General features: G+C 29.8%; 16 protein-coding genes. 12 read left to right on the forward strand and 4 right to left on the reverse strand.

What is annotated here, in order from left to right:
* Positions 1-1,190: 1,190 nt before the first annotated feature.
* Together tyrS and ACQCX0_RS04180 are read right to left on the reverse strand one after the other, a co-directional pair.
* Positions 1,191-2,471, reverse strand: coding sequence for a tyrosine--tRNA ligase (gene tyrS / locus ACQCX0_RS04175; protein ID WP_462562922.1), 1,281 nt, complete (start codon positions 2,469-2,471; stop codon positions 1,191-1,193).
* A 197-nt stretch (positions 2,472-2,668) separates the two neighbouring features.
* On the reverse strand, positions 2,669-3,310 hold the full coding sequence (locus tag ACQCX0_RS04180) for an alpha/beta hydrolase (protein WP_462562923.1): 642 nt from the start codon (positions 3,308-3,310) through the stop codon (positions 2,669-2,671).
* Positions 3,311-3,836: 526 nt separating this feature from the next.
* On the opposite strand from ACQCX0_RS04180, the gene ACQCX0_RS04185 reads away from it, so the two are divergent.
* The 10 genes from ACQCX0_RS04185 to ACQCX0_RS04230 all read left to right on the forward strand — a co-directional run bounded on the left by ACQCX0_RS04185 (position 3,837) and on the right by ACQCX0_RS04230 (position 15,189).
* Complete coding sequence (locus ACQCX0_RS04185) at positions 3,837-4,304, forward strand: Rrf2 family transcriptional regulator (RefSeq protein WP_462562924.1); 468 nt, start codon at positions 3,837-3,839, stop codon at positions 4,302-4,304.
* A gap of 27 nt (positions 4,305-4,331) precedes the next feature.
* A complete protein-coding gene (locus ACQCX0_RS04190; RefSeq protein ID WP_462562925.1) occupies positions 4,332-5,570 on the forward strand; it encodes an IscS subfamily cysteine desulfurase in 1,239 nt (412 codons plus the stop codon).
* A gap of 62 nt (positions 5,571-5,632) precedes the next feature.
* On the forward strand, positions 5,633-6,025 hold the full coding sequence (iscU, locus tag ACQCX0_RS04195; RefSeq protein WP_462562926.1) for a Fe-S cluster assembly scaffold IscU: 393 nt from the start codon (positions 5,633-5,635) through the stop codon (positions 6,023-6,025).
* A gap of 190 nt (positions 6,026-6,215) precedes the next feature.
* A complete protein-coding gene (locus ACQCX0_RS04200; protein ID WP_462562927.1) occupies positions 6,216-6,560 on the forward strand; it encodes a HesB/IscA family protein in 345 nt (114 codons plus the stop codon).
* Positions 6,553-7,161 carry a Fe-S protein assembly co-chaperone HscB gene (gene hscB / locus ACQCX0_RS04205; RefSeq protein ID WP_465029885.1) on the forward strand — a complete coding sequence of 203 codons (609 nt, stop codon included), beginning with the start codon at positions 6,553-6,555 and terminating at the stop codon, positions 7,159-7,161. The genes ACQCX0_RS04200 and hscB overlap by 8 nt, the downstream gene beginning before the upstream one ends.
* A 22-nt stretch (positions 7,162-7,183) precedes the next feature.
* The gene (locus ACQCX0_RS04210; protein ID WP_462562929.1) at positions 7,184-9,790 is read left to right on the forward strand and encodes an Hsp70 family protein; all 2,607 of its coding nucleotides are present in this window, start codon (positions 7,184-7,186) and stop codon (positions 9,788-9,790) included.
* A gap of 139 nt (positions 9,791-9,929) precedes the next feature.
* On the forward strand, positions 9,930-10,241 hold the full coding sequence (locus ACQCX0_RS04215; RefSeq protein WP_462562930.1) for a ferredoxin family 2Fe-2S iron-sulfur cluster binding protein: 312 nt from the start codon (positions 9,930-9,932) through the stop codon (positions 10,239-10,241).
* Between the two features lie 168 nt (positions 10,242-10,409).
* Positions 10,410-10,763, forward strand: coding sequence for a 2Fe-2S iron-sulfur cluster-binding protein (locus ACQCX0_RS04220; protein ID WP_462562931.1), 354 nt, complete (start codon positions 10,410-10,412; stop codon positions 10,761-10,763).
* Between the two features lie 93 nt (positions 10,764-10,856).
* Entirely contained in the window at positions 10,857-11,060 is a 204-nt protein-coding gene (iscX, locus tag ACQCX0_RS04225) for a Fe-S cluster assembly protein IscX (RefSeq protein ID WP_462562932.1), read from the forward strand.
* A 217-nt stretch (positions 11,061-11,277) separates the two neighbouring features.
* Positions 11,278-15,189, forward strand: coding sequence for an autotransporter outer membrane beta-barrel domain-containing protein (locus ACQCX0_RS04230; RefSeq protein WP_462562933.1), 3,912 nt, complete (start codon positions 11,278-11,280; stop codon positions 15,187-15,189).
* Between the two features lie 257 nt (positions 15,190-15,446).
* On the opposite strand, the gene ACQCX0_RS04235 is transcribed toward ACQCX0_RS04230, so the two are convergent.
* Entirely contained in the window at positions 15,447-17,717 is a 2,271-nt protein-coding gene (locus tag ACQCX0_RS04235) for an efflux RND transporter permease subunit (protein WP_462562934.1), read from the reverse strand.
* A gap of 37 nt (positions 17,718-17,754) precedes the next feature.
* The gene (locus tag ACQCX0_RS04240) at positions 17,755-18,516 is read right to left on the reverse strand and encodes an outer membrane lipoprotein-sorting protein (RefSeq protein ID WP_462562935.1); all 762 of its coding nucleotides are present in this window, start codon (positions 18,514-18,516) and stop codon (positions 17,755-17,757) included.
* Between the two features lie 108 nt (positions 18,517-18,624).
* Between ACQCX0_RS04240 and ACQCX0_RS04245 the strand changes: the two genes are divergently transcribed.
* Positions 18,625-20,268, forward strand: a complete 1,644-nt coding sequence (locus ACQCX0_RS04245) for a hypothetical protein (RefSeq protein ID WP_462562936.1) — start codon at positions 18,625-18,627, stop codon at positions 20,266-20,268.
* Positions 20,269-20,606: 338 nt separating this feature from the next.
* Positions 20,607-21,872: a hypothetical protein gene (locus tag ACQCX0_RS04250; protein WP_462562937.1), complete on the forward strand. Its 1,266-nt coding sequence runs from the start codon at positions 20,607-20,609 to the stop codon at positions 21,870-21,872.
* Positions 21,873-22,385 lie beyond the last annotated feature (513 nt).

Genomic DNA, 22,385 nt, shown 5'->3' on the forward strand with positions numbered 1-22,385 from the left:
ATCGGTCTCGGCATTCCTGCTGAACCGCTCTTCCGATCTTATAATGAACATACTCTAATTAAACCTTTAGATGTAGTAAATTTTGTAGCCTTTAAACAGGCAATTATAGAGGCTGAACAAATTTACGGTAAAACTGAACTCTTAATTAATAATGCTGGTGTTATGCTGTTACATAAAATAGAAGCACAAGATCCTAAAGAATGGCAGGAAATGCTGGATACTAATATAACAGGAGTTTTAAATGGAATGCATTGTGTATTAAAAGATATGATTAAGAGAAAAGGCGGTACCATTATTAATATTTCTTCTATTTCAGGAAGAAAAACCCGTCCGACTCATGTGGTATATAGCGGTACTAAACATGCAGTACATGCTATTAGTGAAAGCACTCGTGAGGCTGTAGCAGAACACTCAGTACGAGTAATTACTATTGCTCCTGGTGTTGTAAACACTAATTTATTAACTCATACCACTAATAATGATATTAAAACCTCTTATGGTAACTACAGAGATAATATAATTGATGGCGGACTTACTTCTAAGGATATAGCAGAAACTATAGCTTTTGTATTTAATATGCCCCAACATGTGTGCATTAGAGAACTAGTTATTACTCATACTCTACAAGATATTTAAAGTTAATAACTGCTTAAAAGGGCAGATACCTTGTATTTACTAACTACTTTTGTTAAAATTTAAGGTAAATTAATCCTCACTTTTTTTATTTAGAGTTAATTTTAATAAGTATGATAAATATTTAGACAGTATAATGGGTAGCTATAATGATTTAATAATAGGCAAATATTCAGTATAGAGTATAAAGTCTTATTCTATAGTAGGTAAATGGAAAGTAACTGATATTATAAATGCCTTATCTTTATTAGATAATTAGATATACTAATTAGGCTGGTGCACAAAAATGTTATCAAGATAGTTTTGATAATTCTATAAAAAAACAATTACAAATTAGATTTTTGAACAATCTAGGCAATGATTATGATAATTCTAAATTAACAATTTTAGAATTATCCTACAATTAATGCTGTAAAGAGTATACTCTTTCTATTATTAATCATTCTCTCAAACTTTTAAATGTCCACTATTAGCTTAGCTTAATGCATCCTACTTTTACTAAAAGAAGATAGCTACGGTTATTCCTGTCTGAGTAAGTAAGGATTACATACTCAAGCTTAAACTTTTAGTTTTAACAAAATATGTTTTTTCTTACCAATTGAAATCTTTAGAATACTATTGTGAAAAAGAGTGCTATTTAATTGATAATCTATATTATCAACCGTTACATCGTTAATTTTCAAACCACCACCCTGAATCAATCTTTTAACTTCACTTTTAGTCTCAAAAATGTTTAAATAAACTAACTTATCTACTAGAAAATCTGTTTCTACAGCCTCTCTATGCATCTTATTTCCTATAATTTTATCATCACCCAAGGTAACCTGAAAAGTTGGTAAATTAGCACTTATTTCATTTCTCTCAAAAGTACTACCGGCAACTTCAGCTTGTTTTTTAGCATTAGTTATACCATGGCAAATTTTTAACGCCTCAAAAGCCAAGATTTTTTTAGCTTCGTTAATTTCGGCACCCTGAAGAATTTCTAATTTTTTTATCTCTGCAAGAGGAAGTTCTGTAAATAATTTTAAGAATCTCGGTACATCGTTATCATCAATATTTCTAAAAAATTGATAATACTCTAGGCTTGAACATTTATGCTCATCTAGCCATACGGCACCACCGAGGGTTTTACCCATTTTAGAACCGTCACTCTTGGTAATAAGAGGAGAAGTTAAAGCAAAGACTTCTTGTTTATTTAATTTTCTGGTTAATTCAACCCCATTAATAATATTTCCCCATTGGTCTGACCCTCCCATTTGTAAAAATACTCCATGATTTTTATTTAAATAGCAAAAATCTATTGCCTGCAACATCATATAATTAAACTCTAAGAAACTTAAAGGTTGTTCCCTATCAAGGCGTAATTTAACACTATCAAAGGTTAACATTTTATTAATAGTAAATTGCGTACCGTAATCTCTTAAAAAATTAATATAATTAAAGCCTAACAACCATTCGGCATTATTCATAATTAAAGCCTGATTATTTTCAAACTTAATAAATTTAGATAAAGTTTTTTTAATTCCTTCTAAATTAAGGGATATTTGTTCCTTAGTAAGCATAATTCGTGAAGTATCTTTACCGGTGGGATCTCCGATTAGGGTAGTACCTCCTCCTAATAATGCTACTGGTGTATGTCCGGTATTTTGTAAATGTTTTAACATCATAATTTGTACTAGAGAACCTATATGTAAGGAATCAGCTGTAGCGTCAAATCCTATATAAGCCTTAATTTTCTGTGTACTAAGGAGTTCGTCCAAATTTTGCAATTGTGAGCATTGATAAATAAATCCTCTACTTTCCAAAATTCTTAAAAAATCTGACTTTAAAACACTCATAATTTATACTCCTCTCTAATATTTAATTTTTATCCTGGCATTTTTAACTCTAGGTAAAGAACTTCATCAGACTATGTAAATTCAATACATAAGAAACTTTCCCTAAATTCGGAGAGTTAAATAAGAACCCAAATTTAGTAATCTTTTTTCTAACTATTATATAATCTATCTTATAAAATCAAAGATCACACCTAGATTTAAGGATTAAGATTCTTTTGAATATAATTCTCTAAAACTACTACTAAAGTATCTAAGTGCTTAGTAAAGAAGTGATCACTATCTTTTATAACTTCATATTCTAAAACTGCTTCTTTAGTTTTAATAACTTTTTTAATAACTTTTTCAGCCTCCTTAATAGAGGCTATTTCATCTTTATCTGCATGAATAAACAAGCCGTTAGTAGGGCAGGGATGGATAAAAGAAAAATCAAATAAATCAGTAGGAATACCTAAAGCAATAAAATTATTAATTTCTATTCTTCTCATAGTGAGTTGTAAAGCTATATATGCCCCGAAAGAAAACCCAGCTACCCAAAAAGAATTAGAAGCTTTATTATTGTTTTGTAACCAGTCAATACAAGTTGAGGCATCTACTAATTCAGAGATACCATCACCATATTCCCCTTCGGAAGAACCAGCTCCCCTAAAATTAAACCGCAGAGTAGAGAAACCCAAATTATAAAAGACTTTTTCCATAGTGAAAACTACCTTACTATGCATATCTCCTCCATGCAAGGGATGCGGATGCAATAATAATACACAAGAAGGATCTTCTAAAACAGAAGCCTTATATAATGCTTCTAATTTTGCATCTATGGAATTAATGATTAACTTAGCCATTAATAATTATCCTAAATTATAACCTGTAACTATTAACTTTGAGTATGCTTATAACTCTTTGTTTAAAGCAACTTTAACAACATACTAACAAAAAAATTATTAGAAAAATAGTAAAAAATTATAATTAATTTATACTACCTTTAAGATAAACCTTGTGTAAGTAGCAAAAATTATTGTTTAGCATACCAAACCTCCTCTTTCTTCAGCACTCTAACAAAATACTAACCTAAACACACAAATTCACCATAAAGATAGAAGTTAAGTTTATAGAAGTTTTAGTCAAAGCAAACATAAGATTGCTTTACAAAAATGTTAGAAAATAATTAATAGAAAGAGTCTACTCAGCAAAATAGTAGAGTAACTTCCATAGAGTACAGGAAATATGATTAAAAGTCCGAAACTTAATAAATTAATTATCATTTATCCTATAATAGTTGACATTATAAAAATAAAAGTGTATCCTTAAATTAATAAGGTTATTTTACTTAAATTATTAAATCTACTAAATAACAAAAAGGTTAAAATTATGAAGTTAGGAACAAAAAGTCGCTACGCAGTAATAGCTATGTTAGATTTAGCAGTACATTCCAAAGATGAGAACATTGTACTTGCCACTATTGCAAAAAGACAAGGTCTATCTTTATCTTATCTGGAGCAACTCTTTTCTAAACTAAAAAACAAATCTTTAGTAACCAGTGTAAAAGGTCCTAACGGTGGCTATAAATTAGCAAGAAATCCTGAAGATATCACAATTTCTAATATTATTCAAGCCGTAGATGAAAAAATAGAAACTACTCATTGCAGAGGTAATAAGAATTGTAGTGTTTTAAGCAGTACCTGCATGGCACATCATTTATGGGAAGATTTAATGTACAAAATTCAAGACTATTTAACAGAAGTTTCTTTAGCTTCAGTAATTAAAAATAAGAAAAGTGTTGCTAAAAATACCCTTAATCATGCTGTTGATGCTGTTGAATATATTAGCACTTACTAATTTAATAAAAGTAAAAGGAATAAAATTATGACTAATCTAAAAATATCACCTAATAAACCGATCTATCTTGATTATCAAGCTACAACTCCTTTAGATCCTAGAGTAATGGCTGTAATGCTTCCGTATTTTACAGAAAATTATGGTAATCCACATTCTCGGAATCATGTTTGGGGATTTGAAGCAGAAGATGCCGTAGAAGAAGCAAGAAAACACGTGGCAAGTATTATAGGTGCAGACGCAAAAGATATTATCTTTACCTCAGGTGCAACAGAGTCTAATAATTTAGCTCTTAAAGGTGTTATAGAATTTTATGCACCGCAGGGTAAAAATCATATTATTGTCAGTGCAATTGAGCATAAATGTATAATTTCTACAGCTCATTATTTAGAAGATAAAGGTTATGAGGTAACTATTTTACCCGTACAGGAAAACGGACTAATTAAGTTAGAAGACTTAAAAGCTACTATTAAACCTAATACTGTCTTAGTATCCATTATGGCAGTTAATAATGAAATCGGGGTAATTCAACCTTTAGCTGAAATTGGTAAAATCTGTAGAGAACACAAGATATTTTTTCATACGGATGCGGCTCAGGCAATCGGCAAAATGCCTATGGATGTTAATGAAATGAATATAGATTTACTTTCAATTTCAGCCCATAAGATGTATGGACCAAAAGGTATTGGAGCACTCTACGTAAGAAGAAAACCTAGAGTGAGAGTAGTACCACAAATCCACGGCGGTGGACAAGAAAGAGGTATCCGTTCTGGAACTTTGCCGACACCTTTATGTGTAGGTTTCGGTAAGGCTTGTGAATTAGCTAAATTAGAATTAACCGATAATATTAACCATGCAACTGTTTTACGTGATTACTTCCTTGGTAAAATGCAAGATTCTTTAGAAAAAATTTATGTTAACGGTGATTTAAAAAATAGAGTTCCTAATAATTTAAATATTAGTTTTTCAGGAGTTGAGGGAGAAAGTTTACTTTTGGATACTAATGAATTTATTGCAGTATCTTCTGGATCTGCTTGTACTTCAGCATCCTTAGAAGGATCCTATGTATTAAAAGCCTTAGGAGTAGAAGACGACTTAGCTCATACTTCTATTAGAATAGGTTTTGGTAAGTTTACAACTAAAGAAGATATTGATGTAGCATCACATAGCTTAATTAACGGTGTAAAAAGATTAAGAGAATTAAGTCCGATTTGGGATATGATAGAAGCAGGGATTGATTTAAAAACTATTAAGTGGGCAGAGCATTAAAAATAAGAAATAATAAGAAAAATTTTAAATATATAATAACAACTTAAATAAGGAGATTAGTTATGGCATATAGTAACAAAGTAATAGACCATTATAAAAACCCAAGGAACGTAGGGAAATTAGATGATACTTTACAAAATGTGGGTACTGCAGTGGTAGGAGCACCTGCTTGCGGTGATGTAATGCAATTACAAATTCAAATAGAAGAGAATAAAATCGTTGATGCTAAGTTTAAAACCTTTGGTTGTGGTTCAGCAATTGCTTCTTCTAGTTTAATTACTGAAATGGTTAAGGGATTAACCCTTGATGATGCTTTAGAAATTAAAAATATATCTATTGTAAAAGCATTAGACTTGCCTCCAGTAAAGATTCATTGTTCTATTTTAGCAGAAGATGCAATTAAGGCAGCAATTGCTAACTTTAAAGAAAAGCAGGCAAATTTAGCTTCGGCTTAATTAAAAAGCTCTTGTTTATACTTATCTTTCTTAGCTAAAGTATAAGGGTAAGAACCTAGTATTATAGAGAATAGATACTCTTAATAATTTTTAAGAGTATTGATTTCTCTCCAAATTCTAGTTATAATCTTTTGGTAAAGCTAAGAATCAGGATTTGTGGGTTATTAATAATTCTTAAATGGTGTTAAAAATGCGTAAGCTACCTCAAATTATCTCTGTTTCCTCAATTGCTTTAGATAAAATTAAAGCTTTATGTAAGAGTAGAGAGGTCAAGCCTTTAGGATTAAGAGTTTCTTTACTTACTAAGGGATGCTCGGGGCAGTCTTGGGATTTGGCTTTTGTAGATGAAGTTAATAAATTTGATGAAGTTATTCCCTTAGAAAATGACTTTAAAATCTTTATAGACCCTAAAGCCATGCTTTTTATTATAGGTGCACAAATGGATTATATGGATAATGGTTTAGAAGCAGGTTTTATTTTTTCTAATCCTAATGAAAAAGGTAAATGCGGTTGCGGTAAATCTTTTTATGTTTAATCTAAATTGTAGTAACTGTAATGAGGTTTTTAATTACCTTGAATATAACTTTTTCTGTCCTAATTGTAAATACCTAAACCCTTTAAATCTTTCTATAAATAAGGTGAATTATTTTTCCTATCTAATGTTGCAAAAAGAGGTTTTTATTGATAAAGTTAAGTGTGAGGCTAATTATTTAAAACTCATGAGTTTAATTCATCCAGATAGATTTATTACTAAGTCTAAGCTGGAACAGGAAAATGCTTTTCTGCATAGCTCGTTCTTAAATCAGGCTTCTGCTACATTACTAAATGATTTAACCAGAATTGAGTACTTATACTTATTAAAAACTAACCAAATTTTAATTAAAGAAGAAGATAGCAACTTAAACAATAAAATGAACTTAGCTTTTTTTGAGTGGTATGAAGAGTTAGAAGAAGTAACATCTGAAACAGAATTAGCTAATTTTTTAGTAAAATTACAGAATCTAAGAACTAAACACTTAAAAAATATAGATTCTTATTTTACTAATTTAGAGTATAATAAAATTAAGGAAGAATTTATTACTGTAAGATATATAGATAGAATTACAGAGAAATCTCAACTTAAATTTTTAAAGTAATTTGATAGGTAATATTTTTAATATGTCTTTATTGCAAATTAATGATGGATTAACTAAAAACTCAGATAAAAAAACAGAAACAACCTCTGTCTCAGAATTTGCTATTGGGATAGATTTAGGCACTACAAACTCCTTAGTAGCAGTAGTAGCTGACAGTGGTAAGGCTATAATTTTTGAAGATATTTTAGAAGAAATTAATACATCCTTAGAAACAACTACCGCACATTTGAAAACAAGTACCTTACAATCCGCTCCTGAAGTAAAAAATTCTAGTATAACACGCCCTACAAAACGTTTAATTCCATCAGTTGTTTATCTGAAAAATAATCAATTTATAGTTGGCAATCAAGCTTTAGCAGAATTTCAACAAGATGTACTAACAGAAGTAGAAAAACCAGTTGCAGGAGAAGAGGGGAAAACAGAAAAATCTCACTTAAACTCCTTGCACGTAACCCCGCAATTATCTACTCACACCGCAAAACCTACATTGAATAACCAACCCAACCATTATGATACCTATCATCGTAATAATTCTCAGGTTATCGGTACTTCTACCCTAAGCTCTCAGTCCCTATCAGCTCAAGGTTCTCCAACCGCTAATACACATTCTCTTTTTAAATCCGTAAAAAAGCTAATGGGTAAAGGGTTAGAAGATATTAAAGATTCCATGCATTTATTACCCTTTAATATAGATACAAAAACCAGTGATAAAGTAATTAAGATTAAAATAGGGGATAAATTAATTACTCCTGAAGAAATATCAGCAGAAATCCTAGCTTACTTAAAAAATAATGCGGAACAAGTACTAAAACAACCTATTACTAAAGCAGTAATTACGGTACCAGCTTATTTTGATGAACTTGCCAGAACTGCCACTAAAAATGCAGCAAAATTAGCAGGTTTAGAGGTTCTGCGTTTAATTAATGAACCAACCGCGGCGGCATTAGCTTACGGATTAGACGAAGGAACCGAGGGTGTTTACATTATTTATGATTTTGGCGGTGGCACCTTTGATGTTTCTATTTTAAACATGCAAAAAGGAGTTTTTAAAGTACTCTCTACCTTAGGAGACACCAGTCTGGGAGGAAATGATATAGATCTTTTATTAGCTGAGGATATTCTACACCAATTTAATCAAGCATTTAATACTCCGCATACAACACCTCATAAAAACTCTAATAAACTCACACATAACAGTACTGCAGACATATTTCAATCGCAGGAAACCCAAGCAGTAACATCAGACATTCTTAATAAGTTAGTTACACTTAACCTAGATAAATCTAACGTAGAAAAAACTGAGGAACTCAATAAATATAAATCTGCTAATCAAGATACCCACAATGAACGTAACACCCTAAAGCAATTAAACCATCTTGAATTAGGAAGCCTCAATAAAAGAGATTTAAGTAAACTCTTAGATGTAGCCAAAGCTATTAAAGAAGAACTCTCTAATTCTGAAACTTTTACCCAAATTCTTAATTTTCAAAATAAAAATTTTACTTATACACTTAGTAGAACAGCATTTGAAGTTAAAATATCAAATATACTCTCTAAAACCATAACTATCTGCAATGAAGCTCTAAAAAGTGGTAATATTAACTTAACAGATATTAAAGGTGTAGTTTTAGTGGGCGGTTCTACTAGAATTCCTTATTTGCAAAAAATGATAGCTAAACATTTTAATGTTACCCCTTTGTGCAGTCTGAATCCTGATGAAGTTGTAGCTTTAGGAGCAGCTTATCAGGCAAATAATTTAATCGGAAAAGGGCAAAATTCCTTATTATTAGATGTAGTTCCCTTATCATTAGGTATAGAAATAATGGGAAATTTAACAGAAAAAATTATTTTAAGAAATACTCCCACACCGGTTGCTAAAGCTCAAGAATTCACTACTTACAAAGATAATCAAACCTCAATGCTCATTCATGTGCTACAAGGAGAAAGAGAACTTGCCACCCAAAATCGTTCTTTGGCTAAGTTTTCTCTAAAAGGAATTCCTCCTTTGGTTAGCGGTGCTGCTAGAATTTTAGTTACTTTTAGCGTAGATACCGATGGGCTACTAACTATTAAAGCCAAAGAATCTCTTACTAATATTGAGCAAAGCATTGAAGTAAAACCTACTTACGGTTTAAGTCTTGAGGATATGAAAGAGATGCTTATTAATAGTTTAAGATACGGGCAGGAAGACTTAAAACTACGCTTACTTTCTGAGGAAAAGATTGAGGCAGAACAACTTCTTGATACCATAACTTCTGCATTAGAACTTGATTCTGAACTTTTAACTCCTTCGGAAATTAAAGAACTACAATTTAAAATGGATAATTTAAAGAATCTACTAAAAAATGAACCTAATTTTACTGTGAAAACAGATGTAACTGATACCCAAGAGCTTAGTAGCAAAGTAGCTGAGCAAGAAGCTGTTAAGAAAAACTTATCTGAGCTAACTACCGAGCAAGCGAAGGAATCACATCCGGTAGAAGCTATTTTAGAATATAGAGAAAAAATTCAAATACACCGCAAAGATCTTGAGGTTTTTAGTACTAGCTTTGCAGAAAGGCGAATGAACAAAGCTATTAAAAAATTATTAACAGGAAAAAGTATTCAAGATATAGAAAATAGTATATAATAATATAGAATTTTTCATAGTAGTAGGAAAATTCAGGAGTGTGAGGCAATTATGAAGATTTCTCAAAGCATGAAGCAGAGAAATGCACATAAACTCTCTAAAGGGTAATTACATTAATATAAAAAACGGAATAAAGTATATGGTTAAAATTATTTTTATCACATTAGATGATGAAAAAATAGAAGTAGATATAGAAGAAGGAACTACTATCTTAGAGGCGGCTCATAATAACGGTATTGAATTAGAGGGTGCCTGTGAAGGAGCTTTGGCATGTTCTACCTGCCATGTTATTATAGAAAAAAAGTTTTATGATAAACTACCAGAACCAATTGAAGATGAGAATGATATGCTAGATTTAGCTTTTGGTTTAACTTCAACTTCACGCTTGGGTTGCCAAATAATTGTTACTAAAGAACTCGAAGGTATGGTTTTACGTATTCCTAAGGTATAATCTCTTTAGAAGATACGGAAGATAAATTTTTAGTTAAAAAGGTTAGAAAAAATTTTAGAGAAAACTTAAAGAAAGCAAGTACTCCGTAGACAAGCATAGACATGGAATAAAGACACAAAAATCTACTTAAAAACTAGGTTTTATTAATATAGAATAAGGATTAATGGCATGGTTAAAGTTATTTTTATCACCCCAGAAGAAGAAAAAATAGAAGTAGATATCCCAGAAGGAACCACCATCCTTGAGGCTGCTCGCATGGACATTGCTCACGACAAAGGTGTTGAATTAGAAGGAGCCTGTGAGGCATCTTTGGCTTGTTCTACCTGCCATGTTATTGTTGATGCTGAGAATTATGCTAAATTACCAGCAGCAAGTGAGGATGAAGATGATATGCTAGACACAGCTTTTGGGTTAACCGCAACTTCACGTTTGGGCTGCCAAGTAGTAATAAATAAAGAAATAGACGGGATTACCCTAAAAATCCCATCACGTACTAAAAATGAAACCAAACACGAACATTAGTACTAATTACCTATCTTATATAGTAACATAGGTAACTACAGGCATATAATTAAAGCTTGCAATAAAAAGTGTAACCAAACTATAGGTAAAATTATGAAATGGCTTGATATATACGATATAATACCCGCCTTAGAAGAGACTTATCCTGAGTATACAGAAAAAGAAATACTAGCCTTAAGATTCACAGAATTACATGCAATGGTTCTAAAGTTAGATGGTTTTGATGATGAATCTCACAAATCTAATGAGAAAATCTTAGAAAGTATACAAATGAACTGGATACAGGAAATATCCTAAATATGGTCTACTCTAAATTCTATTTAATAGCATATCTTAATAACATAGCTTAAGAGTTATTAAGGTTAAATTTATTTTTAGCACTACCTAAAAGATTTAACCATAATTATTATAAGATAATTTTAATATTATATAGCTTAAATCTAATTTTGGCTATTACTACCAATCATAATTTTATTATAATAATAACATTGTAATATAACAGTAAGGATAGCACTTGCTTAAAAGATTAATATCATTATTCTTCACTATTATTATCAGCATCACCAGTATCATTCTTCTTAGCAACAGTGTTGTAGCTTTAAACTTTAAAAATAGTCCACTTGATGAAGTTATCTTAATTAATAAAGATACTAATACTCTTAATCTTCGGCAGAATGTAGTTAACAAAAGTATTACCTTAAGTAGTACTGATAAAAAAAATAGCATTAATAATATTAATATAAACCTTCACCCTGATCCTAACTCCTTATCAGGTTTTGTTATAAATTTTAACTCTAAAAATAACGGTAGTTTTTTATTACACAACAGTATAACTTTTCATGAGTCGGTAAACCTTAATAATCCTGAGCAAATACAACATATAATTCTTAATCTTAATACTCTGATGGGTTCTTTAGCAATTGCTAATTTAGAAAAGAGTACATTGCAAATCGAAATTAATCAGGGGCATTATTTTGATGCCCTCTATTTTGATAACCTCAAGAGCGTAAAAATTAATAGTACTAAAAGCAAGATTATTACAAATTCTCTTAATATCTTTGAGGCAAATCTTGATTTTAATAATGGGGATTTACATGTAAATACCGGGGGTTCAATTGATGGTACTCTAATTAATCTGGACAATCTAACTTTCGGCTGTAGTAGTAGCTTTCCTGCTTGTTTAGTTATAGAAAGTAGTGATGAAAGTGCCACTACTAAACTCTCTAATATTAATTATTTAAGAGTAAACGGTAAAATTTTATTTCAACCTGGAGACGGAAGAACTGAAATTAGTAATGTCAAAAACCTTGAAGCCTGGGACATTTTTATGCATTACGGTAATATTAATAACATAAAAACTCTCAAAGTATTGTATACGATTAATTTAGCAAAAGAAAGAACCATTTCAGACATTACCACTCTAAGTGCTAAAGAACTTATTATGCAAAGCAAAGCAGAACTTGCAAATATTAAGGATCTGCATGTATCACAAATCTTAAACATGGAAGAAGGTACTATTAAAGGCGTTTTAAACCTAACTACTCCTAAGTTAGAAGTAAAACTAAAAGCTAATTTAGAAGATGTTAAAACTCTAAGTATTCACAATGTAAATATAGAGGGGGAACTTCTTTTAGATAATATAGAGAATACTAATTTTAAAAATGTAACCGTAAAACATACCATCCCCAATGATAGGGATAATCTCCTTAATGAATTCACTAAATATAGAGATCCTAATGCTACGGCTAGAGAGAGAAAAAAAATACAAGATATATTTAATATTCTCTATGATCCTAGCAAATCTTTAGAACAAAAAGATGTTGCTAAAAAATATTTAACAAACTTACTTGATGATGAATTAGTAGACTCTAACAAAGATATTATCATCAAAGAACAACTGAAAAATGACTTTGATTTAGCAATTACAGATAATACAAAAGTTACTAATTTTATAAAACAATACCTAGATTTTCGCCACACCGCAGGACCAAGAGTAACCATACAAGGGCTACTAAACCTTAATAAGATACAAACTCTTAATATTGATAAATTAACCCTAGCTGAAAAAGCTACAGTACTGCTACATGAGATAAAAAATGCAACCATACAAGAGCTTGTTTTAACTAATGATAATACTGTAGAAGTAGTAAATTCTAAGCTTATTCTTAAGTCTATGAATCTTAATACTCTTAATTCTTTATTCCTAAAAAATAGTTCTTTAGAATTAAACGCAGTAACTTTTACTATTAAGGAATTAAAAACCGAGGGGGAAAATTACTTTAAAGGAAATTATAGTAAGGGAACAATCAATACTAATCTAAGCATTAAAGAGGCAATAATTGATAATTTAAGTTTAGAAGATATCAATCTAACTCTAACCACTACTCCTAACCTTACAGAAATTACCTACTTAAGCTTAATGAATAATACTACCTTAACTCTAAATACTGAGGTAAAGATAGGTACTCTAAGTATTAGAGGAAATAATAATTCTTTAAACTTAAATAATACTGGAACTATTAAACTAGATACCCTTGAAGTAAAAAATGATGCACAACTTATTACTAATCAAGCCCTACACATAAATAATCTTATTATTGAGAAAGGTATTAAGAGCGTTCTACCTAAAAATCTTACTACTAATAATCTAATTCTTAACTATACTAACTATATTTATAGCAATACCGATCCCCATGTTAAAGAGAGTATTACTCTAAATAATAGTATTCTTAGGGTAGAACATAATAATGTTAAAAATTTACATATTACTAGTAATAATAGCTCTATGGAATTAGGACTACAGCAATTATCTTTAAAAAGTTATAAGGGAAAAACTAATCTCTCTAACCCCTCATCAAAACTTCGCATAGGAATAAATCTTGAAATAGATTTTAATAAGAAACTTTTTGGTAAATTATTAATAACAAATAATTTTACCCTACATGATACTAATGTTTATATAAAGAGAGTAGGCATACATCCTCCTGTTACACAAGAAATAGTAATTGTAGAAGCAGGCGGAGAAATAAAATTAGTAGGAGATAGTTCTATAGTATTGTATCAGGATATAGAGTATCAAATAAACTCTAAACTTAGTGCTAATAAAAAACAATTAATAATTAATTTACAAAAAACCAATGTAGTCTTAACTAATAATACTACTAGTGCTAATCCGCATCATATAACAGATAATACTAATCTTATTCAGCTTAGCACACATATTCAGAAATTAATTGATAATAAATTTTGGAGTCCTGCTATGGAGGAACATTTATTACTCTATAAAGATGATAGAAAGAATCTAGTAAATAATACTGCTAGTTTAGCACCAATACCAAATAATATCAGAAAGAAAGTTAACCAACAACTTATTAATAACTTAAATGAGCAAATAATGAATAGGGGTTTAAATATTCTTACTAATGTTTTAGGCAGTAGTTATGAAGAATTGACTTTCTATTTACCTAACCAGCATAATTTAGCTCTTTGGAGTAGTAGTGCTTATAGTAATGGTAGCATTAAAGGCGGGACTATTAATGGTAATAATCTTACAAATAAGAATTCTACTAATACAAAGCTTCTCAATACTAAAATTCTAAGCACTACCATAGGAATTGATAATATTTATAACAATGCTGTATTAGGAGGAGGCTTAAGTTATGGTAATTTAACTGCTAAGAGTAAAAATTTTCAATCTAAATTAGCAGGTAATTCCTATAGCATAAATATTTATTTAGGTTATAATACAGATTATAAATTAGCTAATTTCTACACTATTAGTAATTTCAGCTATACTCTTATTAACCATAAACAAAGAAGACAGATTAAAATTTCTACCTTAAACGGAATTGCTGTAGCTGATATCTCTGATAAAGTTTTCACTCTAAATAATGAATTTGGTAGTATTCTTGATACCGAATTTATTACCCTTAATCCTTACGTAGGAATAAGTTACTCTTATTATACTATGAATGATTATAAAGAGAATAATCATCCTTTAAGTCTAAAGGTAACAAAAGAAAATATTAACGATGTAATAGGGAGTATTGGGCTTAGATTAAGTAAAGTTTTTTATTTAGAAACTACAACAGGCTCCGCCATAAAGCATAATACCTCACAAAATTCACAGATTTTAAGTAATTCCCTAGAAGTAAATGAGCACGATATTGCTCCTTTCCTAAATCTTGAATATAACAGAAAATTAAATAAAGATATTAGTACAACGAAAGTAGCCTTCACACATAGTTATACTAAAGATGCTCTAAGCTTACAAGATGGCGTTTATAATCAGAATACCCTTGAATTGCAACTAGGGATAAATTATCTCTATAATGGTATTCTAAATTTAGCTTTTTTATATTCTCAAGAACTGAATCAACAAGTAAAAACCAGTACCTTCCAGCTTAATGCTAAGTATTTCTTCTAACCTCCTCTATAACTAAACGTATACTATACTTCTTAATCCCAATACTAATATACTTACCTTGTAGCCTCTCCCAAGACTACTATTAAATCTTTCTCCATAGCTTTTTTAAAAACTTAGAAATTTAAAAGCTGGGAACATTAGCTTAGAGTAGATAATTTTGAATAGAGATTGCTCCGCACTATAGGCAGAATAATTGGATAGGCACACAGAAATTTACTTTTTAGAGAAATGACTATTAATTAGCCAAAGCAACATTGTCATGTAGATTGTTTGCCGGAGCGTAGCAAAGCTAAAAAGAACAGGGTAGAAGTAAGAAAAGCAACCATAATAGTAATTGCCGTAAATATTCCGAATTTTTTTAGCAATACTAAATCAGATACCGTAAAGATTAGTGCGGTAATACAAAATAAAAGTGCAGCTTGGGTAATAGCTAAACCTGGTACAAATAAAGCGACTTTTAACTGTGCTTCTTTATTTAATCCGGAGGAATTTCTGCGTGCCCTTAAAAAATTGGATAAAATATGTAAAGTATTATCCACACTTAAACCCAGAGTAACACTAGACACCAATACCACCGCAAAATCAAAAGGAGTAGTACTCAGTACAATACTAGAAAGCACAAATACTATCGGAAAAGCAGATACCAAAGTAGCTTTTAGTGATAATTCTATTTTATATACCACAAAAAAGATACCAAAGATAATAAAAAAACATAGCACAATACTAATGAATTGCGTACTTAAAACATCTTTACTAAGGGTATTAAAATATTCATTATTACCGGTAATTATTTTTTCTTTAATGGCAACATCTTTTAAAATTACCTGAATTTCATTCACTAATTTATCTAATTGTTCGGAATTTAAATTATTAGTTTGTAGCTTAATATGAGCTTTTTGATAAGTAAAGTCTATATAACTTGTTAAAATTCCCTGATTGTTATCAGTTCTTGATAAATCTAAGAATAATAATTCCTGTGCTAGTTCATCCTCAGAAACAGGATAGGGGGATTTGTCTCTTCGTAAATGTTCATGAACCATTTTAAGAGGTAATAAGTAGCTCTCTGTGGCATTAACTAATGGTAAGCTCTCTAGTTTTTCAACTAAAAATTTTACATTATTAAAACCCTCCATGGTTTTAAAATAGTCAGAGCTTTGATTATCTAAAATAATATTAAAACTGTTTGAACCCTTAAAATATCTGTCTAAATATGTGAAATCCTGATAAAAGTTACTTTTTTTAGCAAAGAATACATCTAAAAAATTACTCTCAGTTTTAGCAAAGGGTAAACTTGAGAGCAGCAATCCCATTAATACTAAGAAGGTTATAATCACCCTTTTAGGGTATTTGGTTGCCACTATAAAAATTTTCTCTAATAACACTAAATTAAGTTTAGTGTATTGCGAATTTTTAGTTTCCGCAGTTTTTCCCATAGGTAAAATTAATAACAAACTAGCCATTAAAAGCATATTAAAGAGGTAAGAAAACATAATACTAATAGAAGCATCAAGACCAAAATTATTTAATGGAATAAGGTCACTAAACATAAAAGTACCAAACCCTACGGCAGTGGTAAGACTAGTTAAAAAACAAGGCATTATAGTAGCCTTAATAGTAACTATCATCCGTTCTAATTTACTAATTCTTTGATATTTAGGCAAACTTTGCGTATGTTGAAAATATTCAATAATATGGAAAGCATCACTCACCCCCACCACATTTACCATTACAATTAAAGCAATACTTAAAGAAGTTAAAGGATGCTCATTAATTCCGATTACAAACAAACAAGTCAAGAGAGTAATTAGGGTTACCCCCCATACCATAATAGTTTTTCTATAGCCTCCCAAAGCAAAAGCAATTATTCCGATAATAAAAAAATTAATAATTACGAGTTTATATAAATCATTTTGAGTTTCCAAATTAAGTTGATATTTTAAAATACCATCCCCAGAGAAATGCACTTTCGGTAGTTCTTTTGAGTATTTTTTAACTATATTTTGAATATTCTCAATAACCTTATTACGTTTGAGATCATCATTCAAAGTATCTGTTTTTACAATGAGGGATACCTTAGTTAAATCTTTAGAAACTATTTTTAAATAATAAGGGCTTTGTAAAAAATTCTCTTGTACTTCTGCTGGGTTTTTATAATAATTCTTGTCAATTGCCTTCTCATAGGTAATATTCTCTAATGCAGAGTTATGCTCAATTAATACTGTTGCGGTAAGAGGAGATAAAACTTCATTTACACCGGAAATATTTTTTAAATCATCTCCTAAATTTCTAATAGAAGTTATGGTTTTTTGATTAAAAATATTCTTAGAAAAGTCATAAGCCAGCACAACATTCTCATAGGGCTGAAATTTACTCTCCAGTAAATTCAAAGCTTTTTCTACGGGATTGTTCGCTCCTAACCATTTAGAATTATCATAATATAGGTTTTTATTAGGTAGTAATAATACATAAATTAATACCGCCCAAAATACCAGAATTAAGGTTTTTAAAAGAGTTTGATTAAAAAACATGCTAAAAAATAAGCTCTCTTTAACTGTTCAATCTTTATTAAGAAGCCAGTTGTAAGGCTTTTAAATTTACATCATCATCTTTAATATTAACACTAGTATTAATATTAAGCTTTTCCATCATAGATTCTCCACCTCTTAATTCATTCTTCATTACTGATTTTACCACTTCATAAGCACCGTTTACCAATGAAACTTGAGAATTTAATAGAGTTTTTAAAATTTCTCCGCTTTTATTATAAAAAACAATTTTTAAAGCTACTTTATTTTTCTTACTCACGATAATATCCATCTTAGAGTAAGAATCGCTTTTATCTTTCGGCACACTAGTTACATAATAGTAATTATCGTCTTCTTTAACCAAAGTATGCTCATCTTGATTAAGTTGTCTCCCAGCAATATCGGAATATGAGAAATCTGAGCCCATAAAACTTTGATTTTTTTCATCACCGGAAATAGCTTTAATAGATCTAAAAGATGGGAAGTAAATCCATTGCGAAGTATCAGAAGTACTATTATTTTTATGAGTTAATAAAGTAGTACCTTTAATTTGTGCAGGTTCATAAAATTTTATTAAACTCTTAGTATTAGAACCAGCAATTTTAGATTTTAAATGAAATAAACGAGTTCTTTTTTCTTTATCCTTATTTACAATAATTAATTTCATATCAATAAGCTGATTTTTATTCTTATTTGCCTCATCATATACAATCTTCATTACATCATAGCCACTTATAGCTGCACTAGCAACCGTACTCAGTACTAGCATAGCTAAAACTCTATATAAAATCTTAAATTGCATTTTTAACCTTCTCTGACAAATTATTTGTATCTTTACGAAAATTATATTATAATAAAAATACTTTTAAAAATCAACCTAAATATAGTATATAAGGAGATAATTATAGTAATGCGAGTTCCGTTACTGTATCCTTTTAATAACAATCTTAGTAATACTCAAATTAATATACCCCACGTCTTTAAATTTTTAATAATAATTGTACTCTTTAGCCATTTTAAGCTTTCTTTCGGGATAACTGCACCCAATGTATCAGCACCTAATAATATAATGGCTTTTTCTCCTAACCAAAGTACTAATAACACAGGTAGAACGGCAAAGTTTTCCACCGATGGTTTACAATTAGAAGAAGTACACATTACTAAGAAAACCACTTCGGTTTTTGAGGATTTTAAAAAGCACTTAACCGTAGAATTAGGTCTTGTTTCATCTTTTAACTCAACTAAAATGGATAAACGTTCTGCTGGTCTTTCTCTAGCTTATAATAATACTTGGGATATGCTCTCAGTTAAGTTTTTAGGAGGATATTATTACTCTATGCAGGAATTTACTTTTGTAAGTATGACAGGTTTGGAAACGAACATAAATTATGTGTATACCTATGATAAATTTACTTTCAATGAATTTTATGCAAAACTTAGTCCTTCAAAATATTTTATGATCAATGTCGGTAGACAAAATGTTACTTGGGGACAATTGGATATTCTACCGCTAATAGCTAATTTAACTCTACCGTTAAATGATAATATTACCAGTATTACCCCTTTAAAAACTGATTTTTTATATCCTCAGGATATTGCCTCAATCTCAATTTTTCCGACAGACACTCAAGAATTTTCCCTATATTATTTTTTTAAACCAAGATTAAGTCCTTTATTTGATAAAACCATCGGAGAAATCATAAATCAGTACGATATTCCTCCATTATGGGCTATCCGTTATGCTTACTTTCATAGTGATTTTGTAATAGCTTTAACCTATATACAGGGAATAAGTTTTATGAGAGTTGTCTCAGATGGTATTAAAGTAGTAAAAACTTCTGATGGGAGATATTATCAAACATTTAAACACGACCTTAATTACAATAAAAACTATAGGGCATCCAATACTCACTCACTAGGCTTCGAGGTTAGTTATAATTTTAATACCAATTGGACATTTAAAGCAGAAAGTCTGAGTAGTATTATGGAAACTTATATCGAACCTCAGGTTCCTAGCGTTCTTATATCTAATAAAATTATGTATCCTAATAAAGAACAAGAAGCTCTTGATTTTTTAGCTACAAGAGAAAATACCCTATATACTAAATTACAAATTGTTACTTCTGTTGCAGCAGTTTATTCCAATAAACGCTGGGATACTAGTATAGGAATATTGTATATCAACGAACTGGAAGACCCCTTTACAAAAGAAAACATTAAGCATCTCTCAAAGCTTAGACAATTGGAGGATCTTTATATACCTCCTATACCGCTGTTAAGTGTAGCCTATTCTTTTAATGATGAAAAAACTAAAAGCTTGGGTGCTTTTATAGGAAATAACAGTGTGTTTTTCGGTGCCGGATTATTTTTTAAGCATGATTTTAACGATTATGTAAGTTACGGAGCAATGGGCGGTCTTTATCTTGATTACACTAGAATGCTCACTATGGTAAATGTTATGACTCAAAATGATTTCCCCGAAAAATATTTCAATGATTTCAATTCTCTGCAAACAATTCAGAGATTTAATTTATTTTTTAGAATGAAAATATAAGTATGCCTATTAGGTAATCTTCGTTGCAGTGCTGAGTACCCAATTAGCTAAAAATTATGCAAAGCTTGGGAAAATATCTTATAGAAGGGTAGGGCTTCGCACCGCCACTAAGCAATCTGGTAAACACACAAAATCTGCATAAAATGCAGAAATTTATTTTTTATCTTGACAAATAACTTTTTATTAGTTATAGTTATTCGTAGAAAAAGTATATTAATTTTTATCTCTATAATATAATTGCTAAATATGTTTATTCCATTACCTTCAAAAAATTTTTCTATTTTATAATAAAGATTTTTATAACATTGCCAAACCATTCAAAACAGGAGTAAAAAACTATGGATAATTTAATATCAGTTACTGAATTCGGAATTATACCTAATTCTAATAGCGATATCTCAGATCTCTTCAAAATTGCACTTTCAGCATCAAACACTCAAAAAAAAGGCTTATATTTTCCAAAAGGGGTATATATTATCTTAAATTATAATTTTGAGTTACAAAGTTATAATTCTCTAATAGGTGATAGTACTGGCGAGGTTCTATTAACTGCTATTACTAGGGAAGGTGGGCATACCACTCTTGGTAATACTAATTATAACGATAAAGTTAGTGATATAACCATTCAAAATATTTGTTTTGAAAATATTGAAGTATATTTTAGTGGTCCTTATAAAGAAAACTTAAAAATTATCAACAATGCTTTTTTTAATACTAAAAGTGCTTATCAACTCTCGGTTAGTAATATTTATTCAGAAATTAAGGGTAATGTTTTTATGCGTGGAGAGAAATTTCATGGGAAATCTTTGTCTACATTTGCTGGGAAAAACACTCTAATTCAGCATAATTTTTGGGGATCTTTAATTAATAAAGATGAAGCTGCATTAATGTTACCTACCACCACAATTTCCGTACTAAAAAAAGTAGAAAATCTTAAATTACAGAATATTATTCTTCTAACAGAGGATCAAGGTTATTTTATTACTGCTTATAACATTGTCTCTAATGGACAAAATATCGTTTTTAGAGATAATTACGTACACGGTAATGAACTAAATAATTATGAGAGAGATCACGTAATTTATGTAAAATTTTATGATGGCTTAAAAATTATCGGCAATTATTTTAGAGGTTGGCCCGATTTATCAAACGGCTATCTTAAAATTAGAAATACTAAGAATACTATTTTTGCAGGTAACCATTGCTATAATAGGGTCCAATTAGGCACCTTTGTATATGATAATAGTGAATTTCATAAGATGTATCTACTTAATACTTATATTTATAATAATTATTTTAACGGTTCAAGATCCTATTTCTATATAAATTTTATTCAAGGAGAAGAAGGTATGATAGCAACTGTAAAAAACTACTGTGTTTTTAAAAATATTTATAAACTTACTGAGCATCAAGAAAGCCAAATAAGTAATACTTGGCGTATGGGTAAGGATTTTTCTGAATTTAAAGAACAAAATAATATAGTACTAAATGGGAAACTAAAAGTTGAGAACTTTACCCATATTCCTCAGGAAAAAGAAGATTTATCAGATTATTTATCTCGTGCAGACAAAGAGTTCTTAACTTATAAAATCCCTTTATATTAATATAAAAATGTTTTTCCGGAGAATTCTAAATATACCGAAGGTATTAATAGTTAGATGTTACGTTTTCTTACTTTTTTAGAAATTAGTGAGGAAAAATGTTTAAATTTAACTCTATTACTTGCAAAATATTATAGGATCTCAAGTTTGGAATTCTTCAGAAAATACGTAGGAAACCCCACTTATTCTATACTTTAAAAAGTACTTTGTTACTAATAATAAAGAATGTTTAATTTAGTACAAATCTCAGCACTGTATAAGCTTATTTCTAAAAAGAATTACAGTAGTTAAAACATTTTTAAGACGTCCTTTAACCCTAACTAAAAAAATTTATATTACCACCTCTTCCAAAGATATAATTCTCATTCTTGCAGGATTTATTAGCATGAAAGAGTGGTATAGAGTTTATTCTTAAATGTTTCAGTAAAAGTAGTTATTTAATTTTGCATATACAAAATTCTGTGCTATATTAATTGAGCAGATCGGAAGAGCGTCGTGTAGGGAAAGAGTGTAGAT

This window comes from Candidatus Hepatincolaceae symbiont of Strigamia maritima (genome assembly GCF_055505085.1).

Excerpts from the sequence above, each read along its gene's own strand:
- ACQCX0_RS04190 (WP_462562925.1), top strand. The coding sequence starts at position 4,332 with ATGACTAATCTAAAAATATCACCTAATAAACCGATCTATCTTGATTAT.
- ACQCX0_RS04215 (WP_462562930.1), top strand. The coding sequence starts at position 9,930 with ATGGTTAAAATTATTTTTATCACATTAGATGATGAAAAAATAGAAGTA.
- hscB (WP_465029885.1), top strand. The coding sequence starts at position 6,553 with ATGTTTAATCTAAATTGTAGTAACTGTAATGAGGTTTTTAATTACCTT.
- iscU (WP_462562926.1), top strand. The coding sequence starts at position 5,633 with ATGGCATATAGTAACAAAGTAATAGACCATTATAAAAACCCAAGGAAC.
- ACQCX0_RS04210 (WP_462562929.1), top strand. The coding sequence starts at position 7,184 with ATGTCTTTATTGCAAATTAATGATGGATTAACTAAAAACTCAGATAAA.
- ACQCX0_RS04200 (WP_462562927.1), top strand. The coding sequence starts at position 6,216 with ATGCGTAAGCTACCTCAAATTATCTCTGTTTCCTCAATTGCTTTAGAT.
- tyrS (WP_462562922.1), bottom strand. The coding sequence starts at position 2,471 with ATGAGTGTTTTAAAGTCAGATTTTTTAAGAATTTTGGAAAGTAGAGGA.
- ACQCX0_RS04240 (WP_462562935.1), bottom strand. The coding sequence starts at position 18,516 with ATGCAATTTAAGATTTTATATAGAGTTTTAGCTATGCTAGTACTGAGT.
- iscX (WP_462562932.1), top strand. The coding sequence starts at position 10,857 with ATGAAATGGCTTGATATATACGATATAATACCCGCCTTAGAAGAGACT.
- ACQCX0_RS04250 (WP_462562937.1), top strand. The coding sequence starts at position 20,607 with ATGGATAATTTAATATCAGTTACTGAATTCGGAATTATACCTAATTCT.
- ACQCX0_RS04220 (WP_462562931.1), top strand. The coding sequence starts at position 10,410 with ATGGTTAAAGTTATTTTTATCACCCCAGAAGAAGAAAAAATAGAAGTA.
- ACQCX0_RS04235 (WP_462562934.1), bottom strand. The coding sequence starts at position 17,717 with ATGTTTTTTAATCAAACTCTTTTAAAAACCTTAATTCTGGTATTTTGG.
- ACQCX0_RS04185 (WP_462562924.1), top strand. The coding sequence starts at position 3,837 with ATGAAGTTAGGAACAAAAAGTCGCTACGCAGTAATAGCTATGTTAGAT.
- ACQCX0_RS04245 (WP_462562936.1), top strand. The coding sequence starts at position 18,625 with ATGCGAGTTCCGTTACTGTATCCTTTTAATAACAATCTTAGTAATACT.
- ACQCX0_RS04180 (WP_462562923.1), bottom strand. The coding sequence starts at position 3,310 with ATGGCTAAGTTAATCATTAATTCCATAGATGCAAAATTAGAAGCATTA.